26 protein-coding genes are annotated in these 25,013 nt (G+C 69.9%); 16 read left to right on the top strand and 10 right to left on the bottom strand.

The genetic code is table 11. The features are described 5' to 3' along the window. Window position 1: 1 nt before the first annotated feature. A complete protein-coding gene (locus tag Prum_RS36205) occupies window positions 2-1,465 on the bottom strand; it encodes a glycoside hydrolase family 62 protein (RefSeq protein ID WP_173080966.1) in 1,464 nt (487 codons plus the stop codon). Between the two features lie 201 nt (window positions 1,466-1,666). Continuing rightward, window positions 1,667-2,251, bottom strand: a complete 585-nt coding sequence (locus tag Prum_RS36200; protein ID WP_173080964.1) for a DUF6368 family protein — start codon at window positions 2,249-2,251, stop codon at window positions 1,667-1,669. Between the two features lie 76 nt (window positions 2,252-2,327). Between Prum_RS36200 and Prum_RS36195 the strand changes: the two genes are divergently transcribed. Genes Prum_RS36195 through Prum_RS36180 form a run of 4 tightly spaced genes read left to right on the top strand, consistent with a single transcriptional unit; the run spans window position 2,328 to window position 5,065 of the window. Further along, complete coding sequence (locus Prum_RS36195; protein WP_173080962.1) at window positions 2,328-3,485, top strand: iron-containing alcohol dehydrogenase; 1,158 nt, start codon at window positions 2,328-2,330, stop codon at window positions 3,483-3,485. 9 nt (window positions 3,486-3,494) lie between these two features. After that, the gene (locus Prum_RS36190; protein WP_173080960.1) at window positions 3,495-4,112 is read left to right on the top strand and encodes a hypothetical protein; all 618 of its coding nucleotides are present in this window, start codon (window positions 3,495-3,497) and stop codon (window positions 4,110-4,112) included. After that, window positions 4,109-4,513, top strand: coding sequence for a hypothetical protein (locus tag Prum_RS36185; RefSeq protein ID WP_173080958.1), 405 nt, complete (start codon window positions 4,109-4,111; stop codon window positions 4,511-4,513). The genes Prum_RS36190 and Prum_RS36185 overlap by 4 nt, the downstream gene beginning before the upstream one ends. 3 nt (window positions 4,514-4,516) lie before the next feature. Then, a complete protein-coding gene (locus Prum_RS36180; RefSeq protein ID WP_173080956.1) occupies window positions 4,517-5,065 on the top strand; it encodes a hypothetical protein in 549 nt (182 codons plus the stop codon). A gap of 295 nt (window positions 5,066-5,360) precedes the next feature. Here Prum_RS36180 and Prum_RS36175 read toward each other — a convergent pair whose 3' ends face one another. Further along, window positions 5,361-6,191 carry an ion transporter gene (locus tag Prum_RS36175; RefSeq protein ID WP_246278324.1) on the bottom strand — a complete coding sequence of 277 codons (831 nt, stop codon included), beginning with the start codon at window positions 6,189-6,191 and terminating at the stop codon, window positions 5,361-5,363. Window positions 6,192-6,451: 260 nt separating this feature from the next. On the opposite strand from Prum_RS36175, the gene Prum_RS36170 reads away from it, so the two are divergent. The 9 genes from Prum_RS36170 (at window position 6,452) to Prum_RS36130 (ending at window position 15,770) form a co-directional block, all read left to right on the top strand. Next, window positions 6,452-8,083: a glucuronyl esterase domain-containing protein gene (locus tag Prum_RS36170; protein WP_173080952.1), complete on the top strand. Its 1,632-nt coding sequence runs from the start codon at window positions 6,452-6,454 to the stop codon at window positions 8,081-8,083. A gap of 93 nt (window positions 8,084-8,176) precedes the next feature. Further along, entirely contained in the window at window positions 8,177-8,560 is a 384-nt protein-coding gene (locus tag Prum_RS36165) for a hypothetical protein (protein ID WP_173080950.1), read from the top strand. A gap of 299 nt (window positions 8,561-8,859) precedes the next feature. Next, on the top strand, window positions 8,860-9,231 hold the full coding sequence (locus tag Prum_RS36160) for a hypothetical protein (RefSeq protein WP_173080948.1): 372 nt from the start codon (window positions 8,860-8,862) through the stop codon (window positions 9,229-9,231). A 34-nt stretch (window positions 9,232-9,265) separates the two neighbouring features. Continuing rightward, the gene (locus Prum_RS36155; RefSeq protein ID WP_173080947.1) at window positions 9,266-9,754 is read left to right on the top strand and encodes a MarR family winged helix-turn-helix transcriptional regulator; all 489 of its coding nucleotides are present in this window, start codon (window positions 9,266-9,268) and stop codon (window positions 9,752-9,754) included. Between the two features lie 74 nt (window positions 9,755-9,828). Then, a complete protein-coding gene (locus Prum_RS36150; protein ID WP_173080945.1) occupies window positions 9,829-11,292 on the top strand; it encodes an MFS transporter in 1,464 nt (487 codons plus the stop codon). An 85-nt stretch (window positions 11,293-11,377) separates the two neighbouring features. Continuing rightward, window positions 11,378-12,703 (top strand): extracellular solute-binding protein, encoded by a 1,326-nt coding sequence (locus Prum_RS36145; protein ID WP_246278323.1) that lies wholly within the window; start codon window positions 11,378-11,380, stop codon window positions 12,701-12,703. Further along, window positions 12,700-13,626, top strand: a complete 927-nt coding sequence (locus Prum_RS36140) for a carbohydrate ABC transporter permease (RefSeq protein ID WP_246278322.1) — start codon at window positions 12,700-12,702, stop codon at window positions 13,624-13,626. Before Prum_RS36145 ends, Prum_RS36140 begins: the two co-directional genes overlap by 4 nt. Before the next feature lie 2 nt (window positions 13,627-13,628). Continuing rightward, window positions 13,629-14,471 (top strand): carbohydrate ABC transporter permease, encoded by an 843-nt coding sequence (locus Prum_RS36135; RefSeq protein ID WP_173080943.1) that lies wholly within the window; start codon window positions 13,629-13,631, stop codon window positions 14,469-14,471. A 291-nt stretch (window positions 14,472-14,762) separates the two neighbouring features. Then, on the top strand, window positions 14,763-15,770 hold the full coding sequence (locus tag Prum_RS36130) for an OmpA family protein (RefSeq protein WP_173080941.1): 1,008 nt from the start codon (window positions 14,763-14,765) through the stop codon (window positions 15,768-15,770). Window positions 15,771-15,889: 119 nt separating this feature from the next. Here the strand turns inward: Prum_RS36130 and Prum_RS36125 are convergent, their stop codons facing one another. Further along, window positions 15,890-17,470, bottom strand: coding sequence for a DHA2 family efflux MFS transporter permease subunit (locus Prum_RS36125; protein ID WP_173080939.1), 1,581 nt, complete (start codon window positions 17,468-17,470; stop codon window positions 15,890-15,892). A 140-nt stretch (window positions 17,471-17,610) separates the two neighbouring features. On the opposite strand from Prum_RS36125, the gene Prum_RS36120 reads away from it, so the two are divergent. Genes Prum_RS36120 through Prum_RS36110 form a run of 3 tightly spaced genes read left to right on the top strand, consistent with a single transcriptional unit; the run spans window position 17,611 to window position 19,561 of the window. Beyond that, window positions 17,611-18,372: a thioesterase family protein gene (locus Prum_RS36120; RefSeq protein ID WP_173080937.1), complete on the top strand. Its 762-nt coding sequence runs from the start codon at window positions 17,611-17,613 to the stop codon at window positions 18,370-18,372. 37 nt (window positions 18,373-18,409) lie between these two features. Continuing rightward, window positions 18,410-19,150, top strand: coding sequence for an arsenate reductase/protein-tyrosine-phosphatase family protein (locus Prum_RS36115; RefSeq protein WP_173080929.1), 741 nt, complete (start codon window positions 18,410-18,412; stop codon window positions 19,148-19,150). A 15-nt stretch (window positions 19,151-19,165) separates the two neighbouring features. After that, window positions 19,166-19,561 (top strand): VOC family protein, encoded by a 396-nt coding sequence (locus tag Prum_RS36110; RefSeq protein ID WP_173080927.1) that lies wholly within the window; start codon window positions 19,166-19,168, stop codon window positions 19,559-19,561. Here the strand turns inward: Prum_RS36110 and Prum_RS36105 are convergent, their stop codons facing one another. The 6 genes from Prum_RS36105 to Prum_RS50010 form a co-directional block, all read right to left on the bottom strand. Next, complete coding sequence (locus Prum_RS36105; RefSeq protein WP_173084533.1) at window positions 19,562-20,212, bottom strand: alpha/beta fold hydrolase; 651 nt, start codon at window positions 20,210-20,212, stop codon at window positions 19,562-19,564. It lies immediately after the preceding gene. Between the two features lie 60 nt (window positions 20,213-20,272). Further along, a complete protein-coding gene (locus Prum_RS36100; RefSeq protein ID WP_371871407.1) occupies window positions 20,273-21,013 on the bottom strand; it encodes a class I SAM-dependent methyltransferase in 741 nt (246 codons plus the stop codon). Window positions 21,014-21,115: 102 nt separating this feature from the next. Further along, window positions 21,116-21,748 carry a hypothetical protein gene (locus tag Prum_RS36095; RefSeq protein ID WP_173080925.1) on the bottom strand — a complete coding sequence of 211 codons (633 nt, stop codon included), beginning with the start codon at window positions 21,746-21,748 and terminating at the stop codon, window positions 21,116-21,118. Beyond that, window positions 21,745-22,317 (bottom strand): RNA polymerase sigma factor, encoded by a 573-nt coding sequence (locus tag Prum_RS36090; RefSeq protein WP_218577516.1) that lies wholly within the window; start codon window positions 22,315-22,317, stop codon window positions 21,745-21,747. Before Prum_RS36090 ends, Prum_RS36095 begins: the two co-directional genes overlap by 4 nt. A 140-nt stretch (window positions 22,318-22,457) precedes the next feature. Beyond that, on the bottom strand, window positions 22,458-22,949 hold the full coding sequence (locus Prum_RS36085) for a peroxiredoxin family protein (protein ID WP_173080923.1): 492 nt from the start codon (window positions 22,947-22,949) through the stop codon (window positions 22,458-22,460). Continuing rightward, on the bottom strand, window positions 22,949-24,943 hold the full coding sequence (locus Prum_RS50010) for a galactose-binding domain-containing protein (protein WP_218577515.1): 1,995 nt from the start codon (window positions 24,941-24,943) through the stop codon (window positions 22,949-22,951). Before Prum_RS50010 ends, Prum_RS36085 begins: the two co-directional genes overlap by 1 nt. Between the last annotated feature and the right edge of the window lie 70 nt (window positions 24,944-25,013).

The raw sequence follows: 25,013 nt of genomic DNA, 5'->3' as shown, positions 1-25,013 counted from the left end.
ACTAGCAGGTCGAGTTGGTTTGGGTGAGCAGGCCCATGCGCCAGGGCAGCCGGATGTAGTCGCCGCTCGCGTTGGGGTCCATGCCCTGGTACAGGAACCGCATCTGGCACGGGTTGAGGGGCACGGTCTGGTCGTTGCCGGCCCGGATCAGCTCGCCGTGGCTGAAGTCCCGGGTCCACGCGGTACCGGAGAACGTCACGTTGTTGGAGCGGGCGAACGGGTTGGCCTCCGTCGCCAGGTGCGGGGTCCACGACCCGGCGAGGCTGCTGGACGTGAACGACCGGTACCAGCGTTTGCCGTCGGAGCCGATCGCCTCCTGCAGCAGCAGGTACTGGTTGCCGCTGCCGACCTTGTAGACGGCGCTGCCCTCGAAGAGGTTGAACCGGTTGGAGTCTTGCAGGGCGATGACCGTGTTGCCGAAGCCGTTCGGGAAGCTGGCCATGGTGGTCTGCGACCGGTAGATGTGGCCGTTGTCGTCGCTGGAGAACAGGTAGCAGTTCGCGCTGTCACAGATCATCCAGAAGTCGAGCCACGAGCCGCTGCCCTTGTTCTGCGTGACGATCGCCGGTTCGCTGCCGATGAAGTTGCGCGGCGTGGTCCAGGAGCGCGGGTTGCTCGGGTCGGTGCTGGTCGAGTACGTGGGCAGCGGGGTCTGATAGACCATGTACCACAGGTTCTGCGGCGCGAAGTAGAAGATGTGCGGAGCCGCCCGGTATCCGGTGCCGATCGGGGTCGCGGTGTCCAAATAGGTGTGTGTGGCGGCGTTCGCCTGCGGCCAGTCCGGGAACGAGAAGTGCACCAGGTTCCAGCCCCGCGCCGGGCTCGCCGTGGTCGCGTAGACCTGCCAGGCGTTGTTGTGCCGCACCACCGTGTAGTCCTTGATCGCCGCGATGTCGCTGTGTGCCGCGTCTGGCTTCGGACCGGCCAGCACGCCGCTGGAGCTCCACCGCAGCGTCGACGGCAACGTGCCGGTCGGCGGCGGCGAGGTGGGCGGCGGCGTGGTCGGGGGCGGCGTCGTCGGCGCGGCGGACGTGGGCGGCGCGGACGTCGGCGTGACGCCGCCGGTGCACGCGGTGCCGTTCAGGGTGAACGCCGTGGGCACCGGGTTGCTGCCGGCCCAGGCCCCGTTGAAGCCGAACGACACCGTCGCGTTCGTGGCGATGCTGCCGTTGTAGGAGACGTTGCGCGCGGTGACCTGCGCGCCGGACTGGGTGTGGGTGGCGTTCCAGATCTGCGTGATGCTCTGGCCGGCGCCGAAGCTCCACACCAGGTTCCACGAGGAGATCGGGTCACCGAGGTTGGTGACCGCGACGCTCGCGCCGAACCCGCTCTGCCACTGGCTGGTGACCGCATAGCTGACCCGGCAGCCCGCGGCGGCGTTCGCCGTCGTGACGGTCAGCGCGGTGACCGCCAGCGCGGCGACCGCCCCCGCGGCCAGCAGGGATTTCGTTCGTTTCGCGGACATGCCACTCTCCGTTCCACCGCCTCGATGGCGGCACGGTCGGTGTTAGCGTTAACATCTGTCGGGGCCCGACCGGTCGACAACCATGCGGCAGCTGACCAGGCGGGATCACGCAGGGATGCCCTCGCCCTGCGCACGTGCCCAGCTCGCGAAACAGTTGCAAGTATCGATGGAAAGGCTTCCACTCGCAAGCCCTGGGACGACTCACATGCGAAAGCTCGGGTGACGCAGCCACGCCGCCAGGAACTCCGCGTCCACCACGTTCACGATCACGGGCTCGCCCCGCATCGACACGTACGGGGCCTCGTAACAGCGACCGGGCATGCCGGCCACCCCCGTACGGTTGGCGGCCAGCCACCGCTGCCGTCGCTGCGCCTCGGTCTCCGGCTGGGCGGCAGCCGGCGGCGCGAACTTGACCATGCCGTCCACCTCGATCAGTCCGCCGTAGCAGCCGACCAGGGCCAACGCCAGGTGGGCGAGGAGTCGGTGCTCGCCGTCGCGGCCGCCCTCCATCGCCAGGCCGATCTCCGCGACCGGCACGAAGCCCACCGCCGCCGCGTACGTCGCGGGCACCTCGGGCTCGTCGCGACCCGACCACGGGCCGGGCTCCACCAGCACCGCACCGGTCGGCTCCGACGGGCACGGCAGGCCGACCGCGTCCGCGTCACGCAGCAGCCACCAACCGTCGTCCTCCGCGCCGAACCCCTTGGCCAGCCACGCGTACAACGCGTTGACATCCGCATCGGACAGTGGAGTGCGCAGAAGCACCAAGACACTGGGTCCCGTCATCCGTCCATTCTCCGTTCTGTCGTCAGGTCTCCGTTCTGTCGTAGGGACGCGAGATCGGAGACTAGGCTGTCATCGCATGAGTACGGCGCCGTTCGAGTTCGCCACCGCCGGCCGGCTGCTGGTCGGTCCCGGCCGGGCCGCGGAGTTGCCGGCGGTCGTGCGCGGCCTCGGCACGCGGGCGCTGGTGTGCACCGGCGCCCACCCGGACCGGCACCATGAGCTGATCGCGCGGCTGGCCGTGCCGTACGCGGTGTTCCCCGTGACCGGCGAACCCACCGTCGACCTGGCGCGTGCCGGCGTGGCGGCGGCCCGGGAGCACCGGGCCGACGTCGTCGTCGCGATCGGCGGCGGCAGCGTCCTCGATCTGGGCAAGGCGGTGGCCATGCTGCTGGCCAACGGCGGCGACCCGCTGGACTACCTCGAGGTGGTCGGGCAGGGGCACCCCATCGCCAAGCCGTCCGTGCCGTGCGTCGCGGTGCCCACCACCGCCGGCACCGGCTCGGAGGTGACCGCCAACGCGGTGCTCGCCTCGCCCGCGCACGGGCTGAAGGCGAGCTTGCGCGCGCCCGGGATGATCCCCCGCGTCGCGCTCGTCGACCCGCTGCTGACCATCGACTGCCCGCCGGCGGTGACCGCGGCCAGCGGGCTGGACGCACTCACCCAGTGCCTCGAACCGCTCGTCTCGATCCGCGCCAATCCGGTGACCGACGCGCTGGCGCGCGAAGGGCTCCGCCGCGCGGGCAGCGGCCTGCGGCGCGCCTACGCGGACGGCACCGACGTCGACGCGCGCACCGACATGGCCGTCTGCGCGCTCCTGGGCGGGATGGCGCTCGCCAACGCCAAACTCGGCGCGGTACACGGGTTCGCCGGCGTGATCGGCGGCGTCCTGGACGTGCCGCACGGCCTCGCCTGCGCCGCGCTGCTCGTCCCCGTCATCGAGGCGAACGTCGCGGCACTGCGCGCCCGTCAACCCCACCACCCGGCGCTGACCCGGTACGCGGAGAGCGCGGCGCTGCTCACCGGGAACGCCCAAGCCTCCACAGCGGACGGTATCGCCTGGTTGCGCGAAACCCTGAGCCTGCTCCAGGTGCCGGCGCTCGGCGCGTACGGCCTGCGCGCCGAACACGCCGACGACATCGTCGCCAAGACCGCCAAGGCCAGCAGCACCCAGGGCAACCCCGTCGTCCTCGAAGCAGCTGAATTACACGCCATCCTGGCCCACGCCACGCGGTAGCCTGTGGCCATGCACGTGCATAGCGCGTGGTACGTGTTTGACGGCGTGGCCCCGGAGCAGGTCGTCTTCAACGGCGCGCCGCCCGCCCTCCCCGGCGGCGACCCCACCTGGATGCGCGTCGACTCCGGGTACGCCTCGCTGGGGCGCGGCTGGATGGCGTACGAGGGATTGGAGGCCGCCTGGCTGTCGCCGCGGTCCGACTTCACGGTGGCCGCGTACGTCCTGGACGATCCCGGGTTGTCCGAGCGGATGGCCGGCGCCGTTGTCGGCGTCGCCGGCCCGGTCGCGGCCGCCAACCTGAGCGTCGCGGCGCGGTGGCGCCCGACCGCCGGGCACGAGATCCGGACGGACTTTCACCAGGCGTACCACGCCGACGGTGTCGTGCTGGCCCTGCGATTTCAGGACCCGCTCGGCACGCATGTCGTGGATCTCGCGGATCCTCGGCCGCTGTACGACGCCTTCGGGATCCCGGAGGCGCGCGCGGTGAACGGGTTGACCGTGCGACTGGCGGACGGCATCGTCAACCTCTTCGACGACAACCAGATCTTCCTTACGGATGTCGCGCCATCGGCGGTCCCGCGGATCGTCACCGTGGTAGGTACGGCCTTCTGGGAGCCTCGGCTATGACCAAGAGCTACGACAACCGCAACTTCATCCAACTGGTCGCGGAGAGCGCGCCGGACCCGATCCCGGCCATGGGCAGCGTGCACAAGGCCGTCCTCGACAACCACACCGGCTGCGACCTCTTCGATGCCACGTTCAGCTTCGCGCTCACGCCGCCCGGCGATCAGATCCTGGCGTTCGGCCAAGCCGGATGCTCGACGTGGTCCCACCGCGGCGGTCGGGTGGCCGCCCGGTGCGGGGTCCCCGCGTCGGTCGGCGTGGTGCTGGTCAACCCGCCGCCGAGCCCGGTCGTCGCCGACCTGGACACCACCGTCACCTGGACCTTGAGCGCCAGCCAACCGCTGAGCGGGCACCCGGCCAAGGTGTACAGCCGGCACTGCGTACCGACGCTGACGGCGAGTTGACCGGTGACCGCGGCGTCGGCGGCCTCGATCCTCCTGGCGGCCGTCTCGGCGCTGCAGGCGGTGCTGACCGCGCTGTGCGGTCCGCTGTTTGACCGGTTTTGGCAGCACCTGTTGCGGGCCCATCTGGATGAGGACCGCCACGACGAACTTGGCCTACGCGCCTTCCTGAAGAACCCCGATGCCGGCGCCATGCGTACGGACGTCGTCATCCTCCTGATGCGCCGCGCCTCGGGCGTCACCGCCACCCTCGCCACGCTGCTGGGGCTCGTCGTGGCCGGCATATTCGCGACGGTGGCGGGCCTGTCGTTCGGACGTGGGGTGCTGGCGTGGTGTGCCGTCGCGGCGACGCTCGGGGCGGTCGCCCTGTTCGTCGCGTTGCTCATCGTGGCCGCACTCGGCCGCGTCAGCGAATACCGTGTCGGCAGCGCCGCAAGGGGCGGAGTCCGCGGCTTCCTCGACACGCGGTGCCCCACGACCCTGACGTTCTACCGGGACACGTCTCTCGTCCTCGGCTGCGCGCTGATCGCGGTAACCACCGCAATGACGATCTAGAGACCTTTCGGAGTCGAGGGCCCGGCTGATGACGGGTCCGGCGCGTCGTAACGATTCTCAGGCAGATTTACCCCGGTCCGCGTCACCTGCGGACCGCATGCTCCCGCGGGCACCGCGCAGGTCGGCGGCTCGCAAAGCGAGCCGAAATCCCCGACCAGCGCTGCCAGGTCCGCGGGACAAGCGCGCCGAGGGGTATGGGTCGTCAACCGCGGAGGGCGAGGCCGCGGGAGCGACGGCCTGGACCACGACGAGCGTCGCGGCAGCCCAAATCCTGACCCTGACCCAATATCTCTAGCTAGTCGTCCCTGGAGCGTTCGGTGACGTCGCGGTTGATGCGCAGCTCGCGTTCGAGTTCGGCGACGACCGTGCGCAGGTCGTCGAGGCGCTGGCTGATCGCGATCCGGTCCAGCTCATCGGGTACGCCGTCGCCGTCCTCATCGGAGGCCATCCGCTCGGTCATCTCCAGGCGGCGGGCCTCCTCCATCGAGTTGACGATGACGGCGATGAGGATGTTGAGCAACAGGTTGGCGGTGATCAGTACGTAGCTGACGTAGTAGACGAGGGTCCATGGCGACAGTGCCATGCCCTGTTCGATCAGTTCGGGCAGGTTCTCCAACGACAGCAGCACGAAGAGGGTCAGCACGGCGCGGCCGATGGTGCCGTACTGCTCCGGGTAGGTCTCCTCGAAGATGAGCCAGCCGGCCATGCCGTACACGTAGAGGGTGACCATCGCGAGGGCGAGGAAGCCGCCGACGCCGGGCAGGCTGCGCCACAGCGCGGCCACGATGGTGCGCAGGCCGGGTGAGAAGCGCACCAGCCGCAGTACGCGGGCGATCCGCACGATGCGCAGGATGGGTGACTCGCCGTGCAGGCCGGGGATGAACGCGGCGGCGATGACGATGAAGTCGAAGACGTTCCAGCCGTGCCGGAAGAAGTCCTGGGGCCGGCGCCCGTAGGCGAGGATGCGCACCGCGATCTCGGCCACGAAGACGGCTCGGAACGACCACTCCAGTCCGCGCAGCAACGGCGTAGCCGCCCCGAGGTGCTCGTAGGTCTCCAGGCCCAGGACGACCGCGTTGGCGCCGATGATGATGACGATGACCGCGTCGAAGGGGCGCGATTCCACGATCCGCGCGCACCGGGCGGCCACCCGCGACAAGCGCGACGCCGCCGGTTCCGCGGATCGCTGTCTCGGCACGGGCATCAGGGAAGTCTAGTCGGTATTCACTTTCGGAAAGTTTCCGGGACTCGTCGTTGACACCCCGCAAGATCTTGTCCGACACTTGTCATAGTCGATATTTGCGATCGTCGATTGACGTCCTCCCTTCATCATCCCCGGAAGGAGCCCCAGTGATCATCAGCTCGGGCCGCTCTCAGGTCCGTTCCATGATCGTCGCGCTGGCGATAGCGGCACTCGCGGCCGCCGGAGCGGTCACCGCGGCGAGAACCACCACCGCCGTGGCAGCCGCCGGCACCCTCGCGCTCGCCGCGGCGGTCGAAGACGAGGGCGCCGACTGCGCGGTCACCCTCCCGGGATCGCTGACCGCCAACTCCAGGCTCCCCGACCCGTTCCGGCGGGCGGACGGCTCGCGCATCGCCACCAAGGCCGACTGGCGCTGCCAGCGGGCGCAGATTCGGGAGATGGCCGAGCGGTACGTCTACGGCGACAAGCCCGCCAAGCCGGCGAGCGTCACCGGCACGGTCTCCGGCAGCAACATCACGGTGAACGTGTCGCAGAACGGCAGGACCGCCAGCTTCTCCGCGGGCGTACAGCTGCCGACCGGCACCGGCCCGTTCCCGGCGGTCGTCGTCTACGGTGGCTTCGGCGCCGACACCGCGACGATCCGCGCCGCCGGCGCCGCCGTGATCAGCTACGACCCCTTCACGGTGGGGCGCGAGGGGACGGCGCGCAACAACAAGCAGGGCGCGTTCTACACCATCTACGGCAACACCAGCAGTACCGGCCTGCTGATGGCCTGGGCCTGGGGCGTGAGCCGGATCATCGACGTGATCGAGCAGTCGGGCGGCAACGTCCTGCGCGCCGACGCGACCGGCGTCACCGGCTGCTCCCGATACGGCAAGGGCGCCTTCGTCGCCGGCGTGTTCGACCAGCGGGTGGCGTTGACCATGCCGATCGAGTCGGGCAGTGGCGGTGCGCCCATCTTCCGCGGGATCCCCGGCGAGTCCGGCTCCCAGCCCCTGAGCAGCGCGTACGGGGAGCAGCCGTGGCTGGGTGACGCGTTCAGCGCGTTCACGGGCAACCCGACCACGCTGCCGGTGGACACCCACTCCGCTGTGGCCATGGTGGCGCCGCGCGGACTGTTCATCATGGAGAATCCGCACATCGACTGGCTGGCCGCCCGGTCCGGAAGCGTGGCGGCGTTGGCCGGCGCCGAGGTGTACAAGGCGCTCGGCGCGGGTGACAACATCACCTACTGGTCCGACATCGCGGACGGCAACCACTGCGCGGTCCGGCCCGAATGGCGGACGCCGCTGCAGCAGTACATCCAGAAGTTCCTCCTGAACACCGGCAGCGTCACCGGCGCGATGAGGATCTCGAGCAGGAAGCTCGGCAACCTGGCCGAGTGGCGGGACTGGCAGACGCCGACCCTCGCCGACGGCCCGACCACGCCGCCCACCACACCCCCGACGACGCCTCCGACCACGCCGCCCACCACACCTCCGACCACCCCACCGACGACGCCGCCGACCACTCCGCCGACCGGCGCCGGCTGCTCGGCGACGGTGTCGCTCAACCAGTGGACCGGCGGCTTCGTCGCCACGGTGCGGGTCACCGCCGGCTCGTCGCCGATCACCGGCTGGACGGTCTCCCTCACCCTGCCGTCGGGCGCCAGCGTCACCAACGCCTGGAACGCCAACCGCAGCGGAAACACCGGGGCGGTCCAGTTCACGAACGTCGCCTACAACGGCTCCGTCGCCGCTGGCCAGTCGACCGAGTTCGGCTTCCAGGGCGCCGGTACCGGCACGGGCATGACACCCACCTGCACCGCCCGCTAGGTACTCACGGTCCGGTGTGGCGGCGACAACCCTCCACACCGGACTCGGCCTGCCGACAAACCCGATGTTGCGGGGTTGTGCGAGCATCTAGGCGTGTCTTCGCGGAAGAAGCGAGCGAGGCGTCCCTCTCCCGAAATTGCCGCCGCGCGAATACTGGCCGAGGCCACCGAGAAGGAAGCCCTGATCAAGGCAGCGGCGATGGAGCGAGCCGCGATCATCGGGGCCAAGGCGAGAAGACGAGATAGCTGGCTCGCCGTGGCAGCGACGCTGATCGCCGGCACCGTACCCGTGTGCGCCAGCGATCCGGACGACACGCTCGCGGAGCGCACGTGGAGCACCATCGCCACGCGCGTCAAGGAAATCGACATCTATCTGCCGGACTGCACCGCGCTGCCGACGCCGGAGGCGCAAAAGGCGTGTACGGAAAAGCAGCAACAGGAAGCGGCGGTGGCGGCGGTGTCGTGGCCATTCTTCTAGAGACGTCTCTCGGTGAGGGTGAGGCCGGTCGGTGGGTATCGGCCGATATGCCGCATTTGTACGTCAGCATGCATAGATCTTGGTGAATTATTGTCGCCCCAGCAACAACAAGTCACCAAGATCTATGCGTTCCCGCGACGCGCGCACCGCCCGCCGGGGTCTGTCGATTGTGGAGCGCGCAGGGTGAGGCCGCGGGAGCGACGGTCTGGAGCGCGACGGACGTCGCGGTAGCTCAGAACTCGATCCTGAACCTGAACCTAGCGTCTAGGGGTCTTGATCGGCGTCACTATGGTCGTCCCGTGCGCGAATACGGCTTACTCGTCGGGCTGACCATCGCCCAGCTGCCCTTCCTCGCTGTCCTGATCGTGGGAACGGTGTTCCTCGCGATCCGGCGGTCCCGGCTGGCTGGGCGGTCCGTCGCGCTCGCCTTCAGCGGGCTCGGCGTCCTGCTGCTCGGCTCCGTCGCCGGCGTTGTCTGGTCGATCGCGCTGCCACAGATCCTGATCAACAGCGACCTGGGGGTCTCCGACTACGGCGCGGTCGTCTGGGGCGGGAGCGCGGCGCTGTCGGTGCTGGAGACCGTGGGCATCGGGCTGCTCGTCGGCGCGGTGCTTGGCGGGGCACCGCCCGCCGTCCCGGCACCCACCAGCCAGTGGTCTTCTGTCGGATAATCTGCGACGGAACAAAGTCGGTATGCTAGCAGGCATGACCGCCATGGCACCCACCCGCACCGAACCGGACCTGTCGTTCCTGCTGGACCGCACCAGCCATGTGCTGCGGACCCGGATGGCGGCGGCGCTCGCCGAGATCGGCCTCACCGCCCGCATGCACTGCGTGCTCGTCCACGCGCTGGAAGAGGAGCGGACCCAGATCCAGCTCGCCGAGATCGGCGACATGGACAAGACCACGATGGTGGTGACGGTCGACGCCCTCGAAGAGGCCGGGCTGGCCGAGCGCCGCCCCTCCAGCACCGACCGCCGCGCCCGGATCATCGCGGTCACCGAGGAGGGCGCGCGCGTGGCGGCGCGGAGCCAGCAGATCGTCGACCAGGTACACGAGGAGGCGCTGGCGGCGCTTCCCGCGAACGAGCGGGCGGTGTTCCTCCGGGCCATGAATCGCCTGGTCACCGGGCACCTGGCCGAGCCGGTGGAGCACGCCCAGCCGGTCCGGCGAGCCCGCCAGCGCGGAAACTAGATCACAAAGAGATTGTCTCTAACGGAACTATCCACTACGGTCTCTCCTGTAGGCACGCTCAACAGGAGGACCACATGTCGACCCCCTCGGTCACGTCCCCGGCCCGGTCACGCTGGCTCGCCCTCGCGGTGATCGCGACCGGGCTGTTGATGACCATCCTCGACGGCAGCATCGTCACCGTGGCGATGCCCGCGATCCAGAACGACCTGGGCTTCTCCCCCGCCGGCCTCAGCTGGGTCGTCAACGCGTATCTGATCGCGTTCGGCAGCCTGCTGCTGCTGGCCGGACGGGTCGGCGACCTGATCGGCCGCAAGCGCATGTTCGTGGCCGGCACCGCGCTTTTCACCCTGGCCTCGCTGCTGGCCGGCGCGGCGACCTCCCCGGCCTTGCTGATCGCCGCCCGCTTCCTGCAGGGCCTCGGCAGCGCGATGGCCGCCGCGGTCAGCCTGGGCATCCTGGTCACGCTCTTCACCGAACCCCGGGAACGCGCCAAGGCGATCGCCGTCTTCAGCTTCACCGGTGCCGCCGGCGCCTCGATCGGTCAGGTGCTCGGCGGCGTCCTCACCGACGCGCTCAACTGGCACTGGATCTTCCTGATCAACCTGCCGATCGGGCTCGCCGCGATCGCCGTCGCCATCCCCGTCCTACCCATGGACCGTGGGCTCGGGCTCGCCGCCGGCGCCGACGCCGCCGGGGCGTTCCTGGTCACCGCCGGGCTCATGACGGGCATCTACACCGTCGTCAAGATCGAGGAACTCGGCTGGACCTCCGCCGCCACGCTCGGCCTGGGCGCCCTTTCCGCCGTCCTGATCGCCGGGTTCTTCGTCCGCCAGGCCACCGCCCGCAACCCGCTCATGCCGCTGCGGATCTTCCGCTCCCGCAGCGTCTCCGGGGCCAACCTGGTCCAGATCCTGATGGTCGCCGCGCTGTTCTCCTTCCAGGTCCTCGTCGCGCTCTACCTGCAGAAGGTGCTCGGGTACGGCGCCGCCGAGACCGGCCTGGCGATGCTGCCGGCGGCCGCGATCGTCGGCGCCGTGTCACTGGGCGTCGCCGCCCGGCTCAACGCCCGCTTCGGCGAGCGCACCGTCCTGCTGAGCGGGCTGGTCCTGCTGATCGGCATGCTCGGGCTGCTGACCCGCGTACCCGTGCACGCGAACTACGTGACCGACCTGCTCCCGGTGATGCTGCTCGCCGCGGGGTTCGGGCTGGCCCTGCCGGCCCTGACCACGCTCGGCATGTCCGGCGCGGGGGCGGACGACGCCGGGCTCGCCTCCGGGCTCTTCAACACCACCCAGCAGATCGGCATGGCCACCGGCGTCGCCGTCCTGTCCACGCTGGCGGCCTCCCGCACCGGGACGCTGCTCGCCGACGGCCAGAGCCAGCCGGCCGCGCTGACCGGCGGCTACCACCTGGCCTTCGCGGTCGGCACCGGGCTCCTCGTCGCCGCCTTCATCGTGGCCTTCACCGTGCTCCGCCAGCCCAAGCGCACCCCCGCCGAGCGGACGGACGACGAGAACGTACTCGTGCACGCCGGTTGACACGTCCGGTTCGGGTACATACGTTGGCTTGAATATCTCCGTAAGTTTTCCGGTACTAGCCCGCATACGACCACCGGAGGTCAGCGTGGCACACGGTTCGATGTCCCGGCGGAACTTCCTCAACCTTGCGGCTGGCGCCGGCGCGGGGGTGGCACTCGCCTCTTGCGGCAGCTCAGGCCCGAGCCAGGGTGGAGGCGGTGCGGAGGCCAGCTACTGGTTCCTCACCGCCGCACCCGGCGAGGTCATCCGGAAAAACGCCGTCAGCCGCTTCAACAAGGCGAACCCCGACAACCAGATCAAGCCGACCGCGTTCGAGAACGACGCGTACAAGACAAAGATCCGGACCGCGCTCGGCGCGGGCCAGGCGCCGACCATCATCTGGGGCTGGGGCGGCGGCGGGCTGAAGAGTTGGGTGGAGGCCGGCCAGGTCGACGACCTGACCGACTGGTTCGCCCAGAACGCCGCGGTCAAGGACCGGCTGTTCCCCTCGTCGTTCGGCGCCGCGACGGTCAACGGCAAGATCTACGCGATGCCGTGCGAGACGGTCGAGCCGATCGTGCTGTTCTACGACAAGCGGGCGTTCGACAAGATCGGGGCCGAACCGCCGCAGTCGTGGGGCGACATCATGGACCTGGTGCCCAAGTTCAACGCCAAGGGCATCGCGCCGTTCTCGCTCGCCGGGCAGTCGCGGTGGACGAACATGATGTGGCTGGAGTTCCTCTTCGACCGGATCGGCGGCCCCGAGGTGTTCCAGGCGGTCTTCGACGGCCAGAAGGACGCCTGGTCCCACCCGGCCGCCCTGGATGCGCTCGGCAAGGTGCAGGAACTGGTCAGGGCCGACGGCTTCGTCAAGGGCTTCTCCTCTGTCGTCGCCGACGCCAACGCCGACCAGGCACTGCTCTTCACCGGCAAGGCCGCCATGATGGTGCACGGCACCTGGACGTACGGGCAGATGGCCGAGGAGGGTGGCAACTTCGTCTCCGGCGGCAACCTCGGGTACATGAACTTCCCGCCGGTCGACGGCGGCAAGGGCGACCCCAGCAACACGGTCGGCAACCCCGCGCAATATCTGGCGATCTCCACCAAGTCCAGCGCGGAGCAGAAGGAGACCGCCAAGAAGTTCTTCACCACCGGCGTGCTCACCGACGAGGAGAGCGCCGAGTGGCTCGACACCGGTGGCGTGCCGATCGTCAAGGGCAGCGAAAGCAAGATAGCCAGCTCCAAGGACCCCGCCTTCCTCAAGTTCGTCTACGACACGGCGAGCAACGCGAAGGTCTTCGCGCAGTCCTGGGACCAGGCGCTGAGCCCGACGGCGGCGGAGAAGCTGCTGGACAACATCGCCAAGCTCTTCCAACTGTCGATCACACCGCAGCAGTACGTGGACAACATGAACCAGGTAATCGGCCAGTGAGTGGGCTCGCTCCGCCCGCCGTCCGGGTACGGGCGGCGACCGGCTCGGCCGGCGGGCGTAGCGGGTCACTCGGGTGGATGGCGCTGCCGGCGCTCGCCATCTTCGTCGCCTTCGGACTGGTCCCCCTCGTGGGTGTGCTGGCGCTCAGCTTCACCCGGTGGGACGGGATCGGCGCGATCCACCCCGCCGGCCTCGACAGCTGGCGGACCGTGCTCACCGACCCGGGCCTGCCGCACGCGCTGTGGGTGACGTTCCTGGTGATGGCGCTGTCGTGGGCGTTCCAGACGCCGATGAGCCTGCTCATCGGGGTGTTCCTCGCCGGGCGCCAGCGCTATCGCGAGTTCCTCGCGGTGCTCTACGTCATCCCGCTGCTCTTGAGCTCGGCGGCGATCGCCATCACGTACAAGGCGTTGCTGGACCCCAACTTCGGCCTCGGCGCCGGGCTGGGGCTCCCGTTCCTGGTCCAGGACTGGCTGGGCCGCAGCGGCCTCGCGCTCGGCGTCGTGGTGTTCGTGGTGTCCTGGCAGTTCATCCCGTTCCACGCGCTGATCTACCAGGGCGCGGTACGGCAGATCCCGGTGACCCTGTACGAGGCGGCGCAGATCGACGGGGCCGGCCGGATCAGGCAGTTTCTCAGCATCACGCTCCCCCAGCTCAAGTACACGATCATCACCTCCTCGACGCTGATGGTCGTCGGGTCGCTGACCTTCTTCGACCTGATCTTCGTGCTCACCGAGGGCGGCCCCGGGGACGCGACCCGCGTGCTCGCCCTCGACATGTACAAGCGCGGCTTCCAGGCCAACCTGATGGGGCCGGCCAGCGCCATCGCGGTCATCCTCGTCCTCGCCGGTCTCGCGCTGGCCCTGCTGCTGCAGCGGCTCGGCGGCCGCGACGCCAGTGCGAGCCAACTGGAAGGGGCGTAAGAGTGTCGACGAGGGCCGCCGCCGGCTGGCGCTTCAACGTGCTCGGTGGCGCGGCCGGCTGGCTCTGGCTGGTGATCGGGGTGGTGCCGATCTACTGGATCGTGATCACCAGCCTGAAGTCGCGGAGCACCTACTACGCCCAGAACCCGCTGGCGCCGCCGACCGATCCGACGCTGGAGAACTACCGATCGGTCATCGAGTCGGACTTCGCCCGCTACTTCCTCAACAGCGTCGTGGTCACCGCCGGCGCCGTCGTGCCCGCCGTCGCGGTCTCGTTCATGGCCGCGTACGCCGTCGTCCGCGGCTCGGCCGGCAGCCGGTTTCTCCGCTCGGTCAACGTGCTCTTCCTCATGGGACTGGCGATCCCCTTGCAGGCCACCATCATCCCGGTCTACCTCATCATCATCCGGCTGCACCTGTACGACACCCTGCTCGCCATCATCCTGCCGTCGATCGCTTTCGCGGTCCCGCTGTCCGTGCTGGTTCTGGCCAACTTCATCCGCGACGTGCCCCGGGAGCTCTTCGAGTCGATGCGGATGGACGGCGCGACCGAGTGGGGCACTCTGTGGCACCTCGCGTTTCCGTTGACCAGACCCGCCCTGGTCACCGTGTCCATCTACAATGGACTGACGATTTGGAACGGCTTCCTGCTGCCGCTGATCCTCACCCAGAGCCCTGAGCAACGCACGATGCCGCTTGCACTGTGGACCTTCCAGGGCGAGTACGGCGTCAACGTGCCCGCCGTACTCGCCTCCGTCGTCCTCGCCACGCTACCGATCCTCGCCCTGTACGCGCTCGGCCGCCGCCAGCTCCTCAGCGGACTGACGCTGGGCCTCGGCAAGTAGCGCAGGCTGTCTGGCGCGGGACAGTTCGGTGTCGCGAGGGTGGTGGCGGGGATACCATCCATGCGCCGGCGGGTGCATTTCGCAGGGGGAAGAATGACGCGGGCATCGGGACGACAGCAGCAACCGGCGACACGGTCGACGCAAGCGGTCCGCACCGGGAGTCGCCATGGCGCGCCCGAGCGCGCCCCGGATGCCCCGGCGGGGTCCTTCGCCGCGCCCGACCTCGGCCACGACTTCGGTCAGATACCGGTGGTACGACGAAAGGGCGACCCGACCAAGGTGCCCGCGGGCATGTCCTGCCCCGTCGGTACGACGTCCCCGGCGTCGCCGGTCCTCCAGGTGCCGTTCGACAACGGTGTCGGCACGCTCAACGGGGTGGCTCAGGCTCTGGTCAGCGACTTCGTGAGCAAGCGGCCCCCGCTGAGCTTCCTGGCGCCGGTGCGCGTCGACGGATACGCCAGCGAGCCCGGCACCCAGGAGTTCAACTGGTCGCTGTCCTGCGAGCGCGCCACCAACACCGTGGCCGAGCTGACGCGACCGGGCGGCTTCATGCCCGGCATCCCCAAGACTCAGCTGTCCCTGTTCGCCCACGGCGAGACGAGCGAGTTCGGCGGCGACCCGGCGCGCAATCGGGTCGCCGTCATCTCGACGCCCAAGCTGCCCGCGCCGGCGCCACCGCGGCGGCTGTTGATCAGCACAGAGACCGGCCCGACCCCGCAGGACTGCGGCGGCTACTCCTGGTCGACCTCATTCCTTCTGAGCAAGGACTCGGACGTGGGCGGCCACATCGTGCAGCACATCGTCGTCGACTACGACATCAAGAACATGTTCGGCATCGACATCACGTCCACGATCGTCAAGCCACACTGGGACTTCTGGGAGGCATGGGACGTCCAGGCGGGCGAAGGCACCGCACGGATGGTTCCACCAACTCCCGCTCCGGCGCCGACGCCTGCTCCAGCGACGCCGACGCCCGTGCCCACCAAGGGCGGGAATCGAGCTCCCGGCTTCGCCGTTCCCTACAGCGCCGGTCGCGACAACTTCGCCGACCCCGACCACGGCACGGGCACCAAGGGCAGCATCAAAGTGACCGGCGACGCCCAGTTCTACGAGGGCCTGACCACTCTCCCGGCCCACTTCATCCACAGCAACCCGGCCACGACGGCGGGCGCGGCACCCTCGACCACCACCGACCCGAAGCTCACCGGTGGCACCCCGAACGTGGATCACGATCTGCTGGTCGAGTGGGACTGCCGGTTCGCGAAATCCAAGACCACCATCGTCAGCCACACTCCCTAGCAAAGGTGGGGTTGTGGGGACGCGGAGGGTGAGGCCGCGGGAGCAACGGCCTGGACAGCGTCGGGCGTCGCGGCAGCTCAACATCTTTTGATTTTTCTCACCCTCACCGCGAGACGTCTCTAGTGGATCATTGTGGGCGCCGGCACGGCCGCACCCTCGGCGCTCGTGTCCGCCAGCGGCTCCGGCGCCGGGCGCTTGCGCGGCAGGAACGCGATCGGGATGAACGTCGCCAGCACCAGCACGAAGCCGACCAGGAACGTCGTGGCGAAGGAGTCGGCGACGAACTCCAGGCCGCGCTGGAAGACGCCCGGAGGCAGCGGAATCTGCGCGCCGTGCTGGTTGGCGATGGCCGCGCCCGCCTCGGTGACCGGCTCGCCGGTGTTCGGGTCGGTCATGCCCGGGATCGGGGCCGAGCCGTTCAGCTGGCTGGTGAGGATCACCGACATGGTCGCGGCGCCGACGGAGCCGCCGATCTGCTGGAGGATGTTCACCAGCGTGGACCCCCGCGCCACGTCCTGGCTGGCCAGCGTGCGCAGGGCCGACGTCATGATCGGCATCATCGTGCCGCCCATGCCCAGCCCCATCACAAACAGCGAGCCGCACAGCAGCACGTACGAGGTGTCGGTGCCGACCTGGGTGAAGGTGAAGAACCCGGCGGCGATGAGCGCCATCGCGAACGGCACGGTGCGGCCGACCGGGATCTTGTCGGCCAGGGTGCCGGCGATCGGCATGGTCAGCATCGCGCCGATGCCCTGCGGCGCCATCAGCAGGCCGGCGTTGAGGGTGGACTCGCCGCGCACCTGCAGGAAGTAGCTCGGGAACAGCAGGCCGGCGCCCATGAACGCGATGATGAACACGAAGAGCGAGACCGACGCGATCGTCAGGTTGCGGTTGCGGAACAGCCGCAGGTCCAGCAGCGGGTGCCGGGGCTTGAACGAGTACAGGACGAAGCTGACCACCAGGACGGCACCGGCCAGCATCGTGGTCCAGACTTTGGTGGCGGTGATCGTGCCGGTCTCCGGCAGGGACGACACGCCATAGAGGAACAGCGCGAGGCCCGGCGACAGCATCAGCATGCCCAGGAAGTCGAACGACTCGGACGGCTCGGCGGCGTCCTTCGGCAGCGCGAAGTGGGCGTACACGAGCGCGATCGCGCCGACCGGCACGTTGATCAGGAAGATCCAGTGCCAGCCCACCGAGTCGATCAGCCAGCCGCCGAGGATCGGTCCGCCGATCGGACCGAGCAGCATCGGGATGCCGAGGACGGCCATCAGCCGGCCGATCCGCTCCGGCCCGGCCGCACGCGTCATGATCGTCATGCCGAGCGGCATGAGCATGCCGCCGCCCAGGCCCTGCAGCACCCGGTACGCGATGAGCTGGCCGATCGAGTCGGCGGTGGCGCACAGCGCGGAGCCGAGCGTGAACAGCAGCACGGCCAGCATGTAGAGCCGCTTGGTGCCGAACCGGTCGGCGGCCCAGCCGCTGAGCGGGATCACCGTGGCCAGGGCCAGGGTGTAGCCCGTCATCGTCCACGCGACCTCGGCGTACGTCGCGTCGAACTCGGTCTGGAAGGTCGGCAGCGCGACGCTCACGACGGTGATGTCGAGGATGGACATGATGGCGCCGAGTACGACCACCCCGGCGACCTTGAGCACGGCGGCGTCGAGCTTGTTGGGCGGTGCTGCGGCTTGACTTGTCACTCGACTCTCCAGGTCCACGGTGGCCGGCGGGCGATGTTGACGCGTGCGTCCAGGATCACATCGACGCCGCTGACAGGGCCGCCTGACCCGGGTAGACGTGTGCTGGGTCACGATGGCGGATGTGTCCGTAGGATTCCAGAGTGGCCTTCTACTCGCGAGTAGCCGATGACCGGTTCGAGTCTTCGGCACACACCCGCGGCCCGTGGGACGCCGACTCGCAGCACGCCGGACCGCCGGCCGCGCTGCTCGGCCGGGCTGTCGAAGCGAAGGCTCGCCCGGCGATGCGTGTCGCCCGACTGACATTCGACATCGCACGCCCGGTGCCGATCGCACCGCTGACCGTCACCGCCGCGGTCGTCCGCGAGGGCCGGCGCGCGATGGTCGTCGAAGCCGCCATCGAACCCTACATGCGGTGCACCGCCCTCCTCATCCGCACGGCGGCGAACGCCGCACCCGCCATCGGCGCGAGCGCACCGCCTCCGCTGGCGGACGCCGAGGCGAAGCCGTTCTTCCCCGTGCCGTACCAGGTCGGATACCACACCGCGATGGAGGTGCGGTTCGCCGCGGGATCGTTCGTCGAGCCGGGACCGGCCACCGCCTGGATGCGCATGCGCGTGCCGCTGGTCGACGGCGAGCAACCCAGCCCGCTGACCCGCGTGCTCGTCGCCGCCGACTCCGGCAACGGCGTCAGCAACGTGCTCGACTTCCAGCAGTACCTCTTCGTCAACCCGGACCTGACCGTCCACCTTCTCCGGTACCCGATCGGGGAGTGGGTCTGCCTGCGCGCCGCCACCTCGATCGACGGGGCCGGCATCGGGATCGCCGACACCGCGCTGTACGACGAGAGCGGCCGGATCGGCCGCTCCGTGCAGAGCCTCTTCGTCGCCCCGCGCCACCCCTGACGAGTGCATCAAACCCATTTGATGTATCGTCGGGGTCATGGGCTCGGCGAGTCAGGACGCCCCGGCGTTCGTGCGCCTGGCCGGACACCCGTTGCGGTGGCGGCTGCTGACCGAGCTCGCCCACAGCGACCTGCGGGTCCGCGAGCTGGTGGAGCTGGTCGGCCAGCCGCAAAACCTGGTCTCGTACCACCTGCGGCTGCTGCGCGCCGGCGGCTTGGTCACCGCCGCCCGCAGCAGCTTCGACGGCCGCGACAGCTACTACCACCTGGACCTGGACCGGTGCGCCCAGGCGCTGGCCGGCGCCGGCGCCGCGCTGCACCCGGCCCTGCGCCTGGACACCCCCGCGCCGGTCGGCGCCCGCCGACCGCACGGACTCGCGGTGCTTTTCATGTGTACGGGTAACAGCGCCCGCTCGCCGATCGCCGAAGCCCTGTTACGGCAGCACACCGGCGGTCACGTGGCGGCGATCAGCGCCGGAAGCCACCCGAAGCCGCGGCTGCATCCCCACGCGGTACAGGTGCTGCGACACCGGTTCGGCATCGACGTCGCCGCTCAGCTCCCCCGGCACATGGACACGCTCACCGGCCACCGTTTCGACTACGTGATCACCCTGTGTGACCGGGCCCGCGAGGTCTGTCCCGCGTTCGACAGCCATCCCCGCCGGCTGCACTGGAGCATCCCCGACCCTGCGGCGGCCGGCTACGAGGCGTTCACCCGCACCGCCGCGGACATCGACACCCGCGTCCGGCATCTGCTGCCGGTCCTCGCCACCAACTGAAAAGGAGGTCGCATTGTGACCACGCCAGACAAGTACGCCAGCGTCCGCTACCTCGTCGACGACGTTCAGGCCGCCGTCGACTTCTACACCAAGCACCTCGGCTTCCAGCTGAACACCAGCGCCGCGCCCGCCTTCGCCGACGTGCTCCGCGGCCCACTGCGGCTGCTGCTGTCCGGACCGGCCAGCTCCGGCGCCCGCGCCACACCCGACGACGCCACCGCGCCGGGACGCAACCGCATCCACCTGGTCGTCGACGACCTGGACACCGAGATCGACCGGCTCCGCGGCGCGGGCCTGTCGTTCCGCAGCGACCCGATCTCCGGGCCCGGCGGGCGCCAGATCCTGCTCGCCGACCCCGCCGGCAACCTGATCGAGCTGTTCCAACCCGCCCACTCCCGACCGGCGCCCTGATCACCGACTCAGGAAGTCACGCACCGCGGCGAGGAATTCGGCCGGCCGTTCGCGGTGCACGTGGTGGCCGGCCCTGATCGTCACGAACGTGGCGTCCGGCAGGCGGTCGGCCAGTTCGGCCAGCAGTTCCTGCGGGATCTGGCTCTCCGGGCCGCCGCCGATGACAAGCGTCGGGACCGCGATGCCCGCGGTGCCTTCCCACCATGCCGGGTCGGGGTTGGTGAGCTGGAAGCGGATGGGGTTGACGACCCCGAAGTCGAACGGCAGCGGCTCGTCCGGCGGCTCCAGCGGCGGTCGGTCCAGCGCGCCCGGCTTGGCCGTCGGGCAGTCCTCCAGGACCAGCCGGGTCAGCCGGTGCGGCGCGGCCTGCGCCAGGAGCACCGCGACCATCCCGCCCAACGAGTGTCCTATCAGGACGGTCTGCCCGATGCCGACCGCGTCGAGGAAGCCGAGCACGTCGTCGCGCATCAGCTCGAAGGAGTACCGCTCGGGATAGCCGCTGGCGCCGTGCCCCCGCAGGTCCGGCGCGTACACGCGGTGGGTCCGGGCCAGTTCCGGCAGTACGCCATGCCAGTCGTGCTCGCCCTCGCCCAGCGCGTGCAGCAGCAGCATCGGCGCAGCGGCCGGGTCGCCGGCCACCCGGTACGCCATCGTCAGCCCATCGACGTCGACGCTGCGCAGTTCGCCGAGATCGGGCTTCACCCGGCCACCCTATGCCGCCTGGGTGAGGGTGACCAGGTAGTACGGGGCGTCGGCGTTGTCCACATCGGTCAGCCGCCAGCCGGTGCCGGCGATCAGTTCCGCCAGCTCGTCCAGCGAGCAGACCAGGTAGTCGAACCAGTCGGTGGCCAACTCGCGGTAGCGCAGCCGCAGGCGCAACTGCCCACCGAGCCGGCCGCGCCGCCGGTTGTGCTCGTGGTAGGCGACCTGGACCGGATCGGTCGTGCCGTACGGGTCGGTGCCCTGCGCGACGATCTGCGCGCCGGGAGCGGCCATCCCGGCGAGCGCGGCCAGGAACGCCGGTGCCCGCTCGTGCCCCTCCAGCAGGCCGAGGTTGTTGCCCAGGAGCAGGAACGTGTCGTACCGGTGCCCGGTCGTGGCATGCTCCTCGACGCTGGCGTGGACCAGGTCCCGCACGCCGCGGGCCCGGCACACCTCGATCGCGCCCGCGGAGATGTCCAGGCCGGTCACCGGTACGCCCCGGTCCTGCAGGGCGAGCGCCACCCGTCCGGCGCCCACGCCGATGTCGAGGACCCGACCCCGTACCCGCTCCAGTGCCCGGCGGTCGTGCGCGGGCCAGTGCTCCGGGTCGGCGAGGTAAGGCCCTGCCAGCACCCCGTTGATCAGCCCGTCGTCGCGCTCGACGATCTCGATGACCGGGCGGGGCAGCCGACCACCGGCCAGCGGGCGCCGGCCCACTCCGGTCGCCACGGCAAGGGCGTCCCGCAGCATGGAGCCGAATACGTCGCCGGACACGAGAGCGGGGTCGGCCGCACCGGTCAATCCGATCTTCAACACGTCCCGAATCTAACAACGCGGCCGATGGCCGCGCCGTCAGCGGGTGCCGAACGCCTTCTCGAAGTACCCGAGGAGCTCGGGGGTCAGCGGCCCGGTGTAGCCGCAGACGTTGACATGCCCCTCCTGCGCGGAGACCAGGTATGCCTGCCCCTGGGTGAACTCCACGGTCTCGGACACCTGCGAGCCAGGGCTGGAAAGGCGGACCGTGGTGGCGCCGCCCTCACCGCCGCGGAACCAGCGGTCGACACGCAGCACCACGCTGGTGTCCGCCACCGCGACGGCGGTCCCCTGGAACGCCACCGGCATCTGCCCCAGCAGGGCGACGTCGAACATCGCACAGGACTGGGCCGCCCCGCCGTCCGGGAGCGTCAGCGCCAGCTCGCGGGCGGCCTCGGGAGCCCGTTCCGGCTCCCCGGACCGGACGGCGATCGCCGCCCCGACGCCCGCCGCGGCGAGGACGGCGGCCGTGATCGCGACCGCCAGCCGGCGGCGCAATCGGGCCGGGGCGGTGGCCGGCGAGGCGGGGACGCGCTGGTCGACAGGGGTACTCATGATTCGCTCCCAATGGGCTCGGGCTCGCGGACTGGACGCGGCCTCGACCTGCCGGCCGGCCGCGGGGTCGTGGCGGGACAGCGTGGCCCTCAGCTCGTCGTCATTCATCAGGCTCATCGGGCCTCCTTCCCGCTCACACCGGTTATCTGTCCGGCACCCGTCGGATCCTGTCCCGGCTCGTCGTGGGACAGATAAGCCCTCAGCCGGCGCTTGGCCCTCGACAACCGCAGGCTCACCGCGTTGGCGCTCGTCCCGAGGGCGATGGCGATCTCCCGGGGCGCCAGCCCCTCCCACGCCCACAGCAGGACCACCTCGCGGTCCTTGACGCGCAGCGACGCCAGCGCGCCATGCAGGTCCGGTCCCAGCTCCAGCCGCGCGCCGTCGAGGCCGGCGGCGGCGGGCGCCTCGCCGGCCAGCCGCCGGATCAGCCGTCCCCGGCGGGTCTCGGATCGCCGGAGGTTCGCCACGCAGTTCCGCGCGACGTTGTAGCACCATGGCAGCTCCGCATCGGCGGGCACCTCGTCGAGCCGGCGCCAGAGCACCAGCAGCGTCTCCGCGACGATGTCGTCGACGTCGGCCGGCTCGACCCGGCGCAGCGCGTACCGCTGTAGCGGCTCGTGCACCAGCGCGGCCAGGCGCCGGAAGCGCTCCTGCCGGTCGTCCTCGCGTGGATGGGCAGCGGTCACGACTATTCCTGTCCGGCTCGGCCCCCGATCTGTCAACGTTCGTCGGGGCGCGGTGGCCAGTCCCGGTGGGGCAGGTAGCACAGGCGCCAGGCGAACGCCATCCCAGGACGATGGACGGTACCCGCCGCGGTCAACGGCGCTCAGCCCATGCCTGGGCGCTGCTGGATGACGAGGGCCAGGTCCTGGCTCAGCGCGAGTCCGTCCCAGCGGTGGACGACCGCGCCGTCCGGTCCTATCAGGACGGTGGTGGGTGCGGCCTGGACGCCGTACCGCCGGGCGATGGCCGCGTCCGCGTCGCCGACGAGGGTGACGCCGACCAGGTGGCGGTCGTACGGGTAGTTGGTCAGCGTGTCGGGGTCCGCCGACGAGGTGTCCACGATGACCACACGCAGGCCGGCGGGGCCGTACTGGTCGGCCATGCTCTTGAGCGTCGTGACCTGGAGCTGGGAGGGGTCGGCGCCGGTCGCCGAGATGGCGATGAACCCGAGCAACGTGGTCTGGCCCGGCTCGGCGACCTGGGCGGGCTGCGGCGGGTCCTCCCGCGTGCCGTACAGGATGGCGGCCAGCAGCAGCGGGACCAGAGCGGCCACGATGATCATGGCCGCTCTGGTCCGGGTGAGGCGGAGACGCATCAGGAACCGAACACTTCGACTTCGGCAAGCGAGAGGGGCCGGTCGCTGCCGACCAGTTGCACCCGGATGTACCGGGCGGACTGGTTGACGGTGATGGTCTGCGAGGTGCCGACCGCCGCGGCCTGGTAGAAGTTCCAGACCCCGGCCTGACCCGCCGTGGTGGTGGGGTTGGTGGAGGTGAACGCGCTGTTGGAGGTGAAGACGTAGAACAGCCGGAGCCGGTCCGCGCAGCAGTCGGTGCGGTTCGACAGCTTGATGGTGCTGACCGACCGGGACGCGCCGAGGTCGACCTGCCACCAGGGGTTGGTGTCGAGCGGGCTGTCGGAGGTGTGCGTGACGGACCCGCCCGTCCACGCGCCGTTGGTGTTGCCGTCCACCGCGCGGCTGGCGCTCGCGCCGCTGACGTGCGTGCTGGACTGCGTGGCGGTCTTGAGCACGGCCAGGTTGCAGTTCGTCGGCGTGGTCGTGTACTGGTGGGCGCCGCGGTCCGGCGCGCAACTGGTGGGCACCGCGTTGCCCCAGTAGTCCCGGCCGCCGTTGCCCGCGACCACGATGCCGGACTGGAGTGCCGGCGACCCGGCGGTGAGCTGGTACCCGTTGGGCCCGGTGCCGGGGCTGGTGAAGTTGGGGTTGGCGGTCGACTTGTTGGTGCCGGTCGGCTCGCCGGACGGGTGCAGGCCGTAGAAGGTGTTGGCGTTCCAGGTCAGGCCGGTGGCGCCGGAGTAGGTGACCTGGCTGGTGGTCAGCGTCGGGTCGACGTAGAAGATGTTGTTGTAGAACTTGGCGTGACCGGCCCCGGAGGAGTTGGTGTTGTTGACGATCCGTACGGGCGTGTACGCCGGGTTCCTCAGGTAGAAGGTGTTGTTGTAGATCTGCGTGTTGTCCTCGGTGCCGCAGACCAGGGAGAAGAGCTCGTCCCCGTCGTTCTGGCTGATGTTGTAGCGGACGACGTTGTCCCGCGACGTGCCGGCCTCGCAGATGGTCAGGAAGCCGCCCTTGTTGTTGTGCGAGTAGTTGTACTGCAAGGTGGCGCGGATGTTGCCGCCGTCGAAGTCGAAGGCGGTCGAGTCGCAGGTGCCCATCCCCCCGTACACCTCGTTGAACTGGATCAGCGCGTCGTCCGCGTTCCAGTTGTAGATGGGCACGTGACACCGGTTGACGTCGCGGGTGGTGTGTCCATTCACGACGTTGTGTTCCATGATGGCGCCGACCGAATGGTGGGTGTGGATGCCGTCCGCGCCGAGGTCGGCGAGGCTGTTGTTGCGGATGACGAAGTTCGTCGCCGGCTGCCAGGTGCCGGTGGCGTAGGGGCTACCGGAGGTGTTGCCCGGCAGTTCCGTCCGATGCCGCCAGGTGGTCCAGTGCGTGACCGCGAAGTAGTCGGTCCGCTCGAACGTGTTGTCCGCGACCAGGATGTCGTTGAAGCGGGTGGGCGTGCTGGTCCCCGTGACGTGCAGGAAGATGCCGCCTGTGGTGGTGTTGTCGTAGCCGCGCGGGCCGTTGACGTCGTGGATGTACAGGTTGGTGAACTGGTAGTGGTCGCCGACGCCGTAGTCGTGCAGCTCGATGTAGATTCCGCGCCGCCGGTTGGACTCGGGGATGAGCGCGGGGTCCGACTCGGTGATCGGGGTCCCGGAGTTGGTGATCTCGAGACGGTGGAACTCCCAGTACTCCTCGTTGTAGACGGTGATGGTCGACCAGGTGCCGTCGCCCACGAGCCTCGGCAGGGCTCCGGTGCCGTAGGCGTCCGCCACGATCGGGCTGCCCGCCGTCCCGGAGCCGTGCAGCGTCACCCGGCCGTTGCAGGTGGTCCCGCGCTTGAAGAGGACGCGGTCGCCGGGGGCGAACGTCTGGGCCGAGACGGTGCTGAGCGCGTTCCACGGCGAGGTCTGCGTGCCGGTGCCGTTGGTGGTGGCGGAGCAGTCGACGTAGCGGTCGGTGCCCGCGGCGGACGCGGGCGAGCCGGGCCACAGGCTCCCCCCGACAACGATCATGGTGAGGGCTGCGGCGGCCCAGGGGCGTGGGCTTTGCACGTGGTTGTCTCCCCTCTGACCTAGTGCGAAG

Origin of the sequence: Phytohabitans rumicis, assembly GCF_011764445.1 — a bacterium.
Lineage (GTDB): Bacteria > Actinomycetota > Actinomycetes > Mycobacteriales > Micromonosporaceae > Phytohabitans > Phytohabitans rumicis.
The sequence above is the reverse complement of the archived record's forward strand: the minus strand, read 5'-3'. Positions and strand labels throughout refer to the sequence as shown.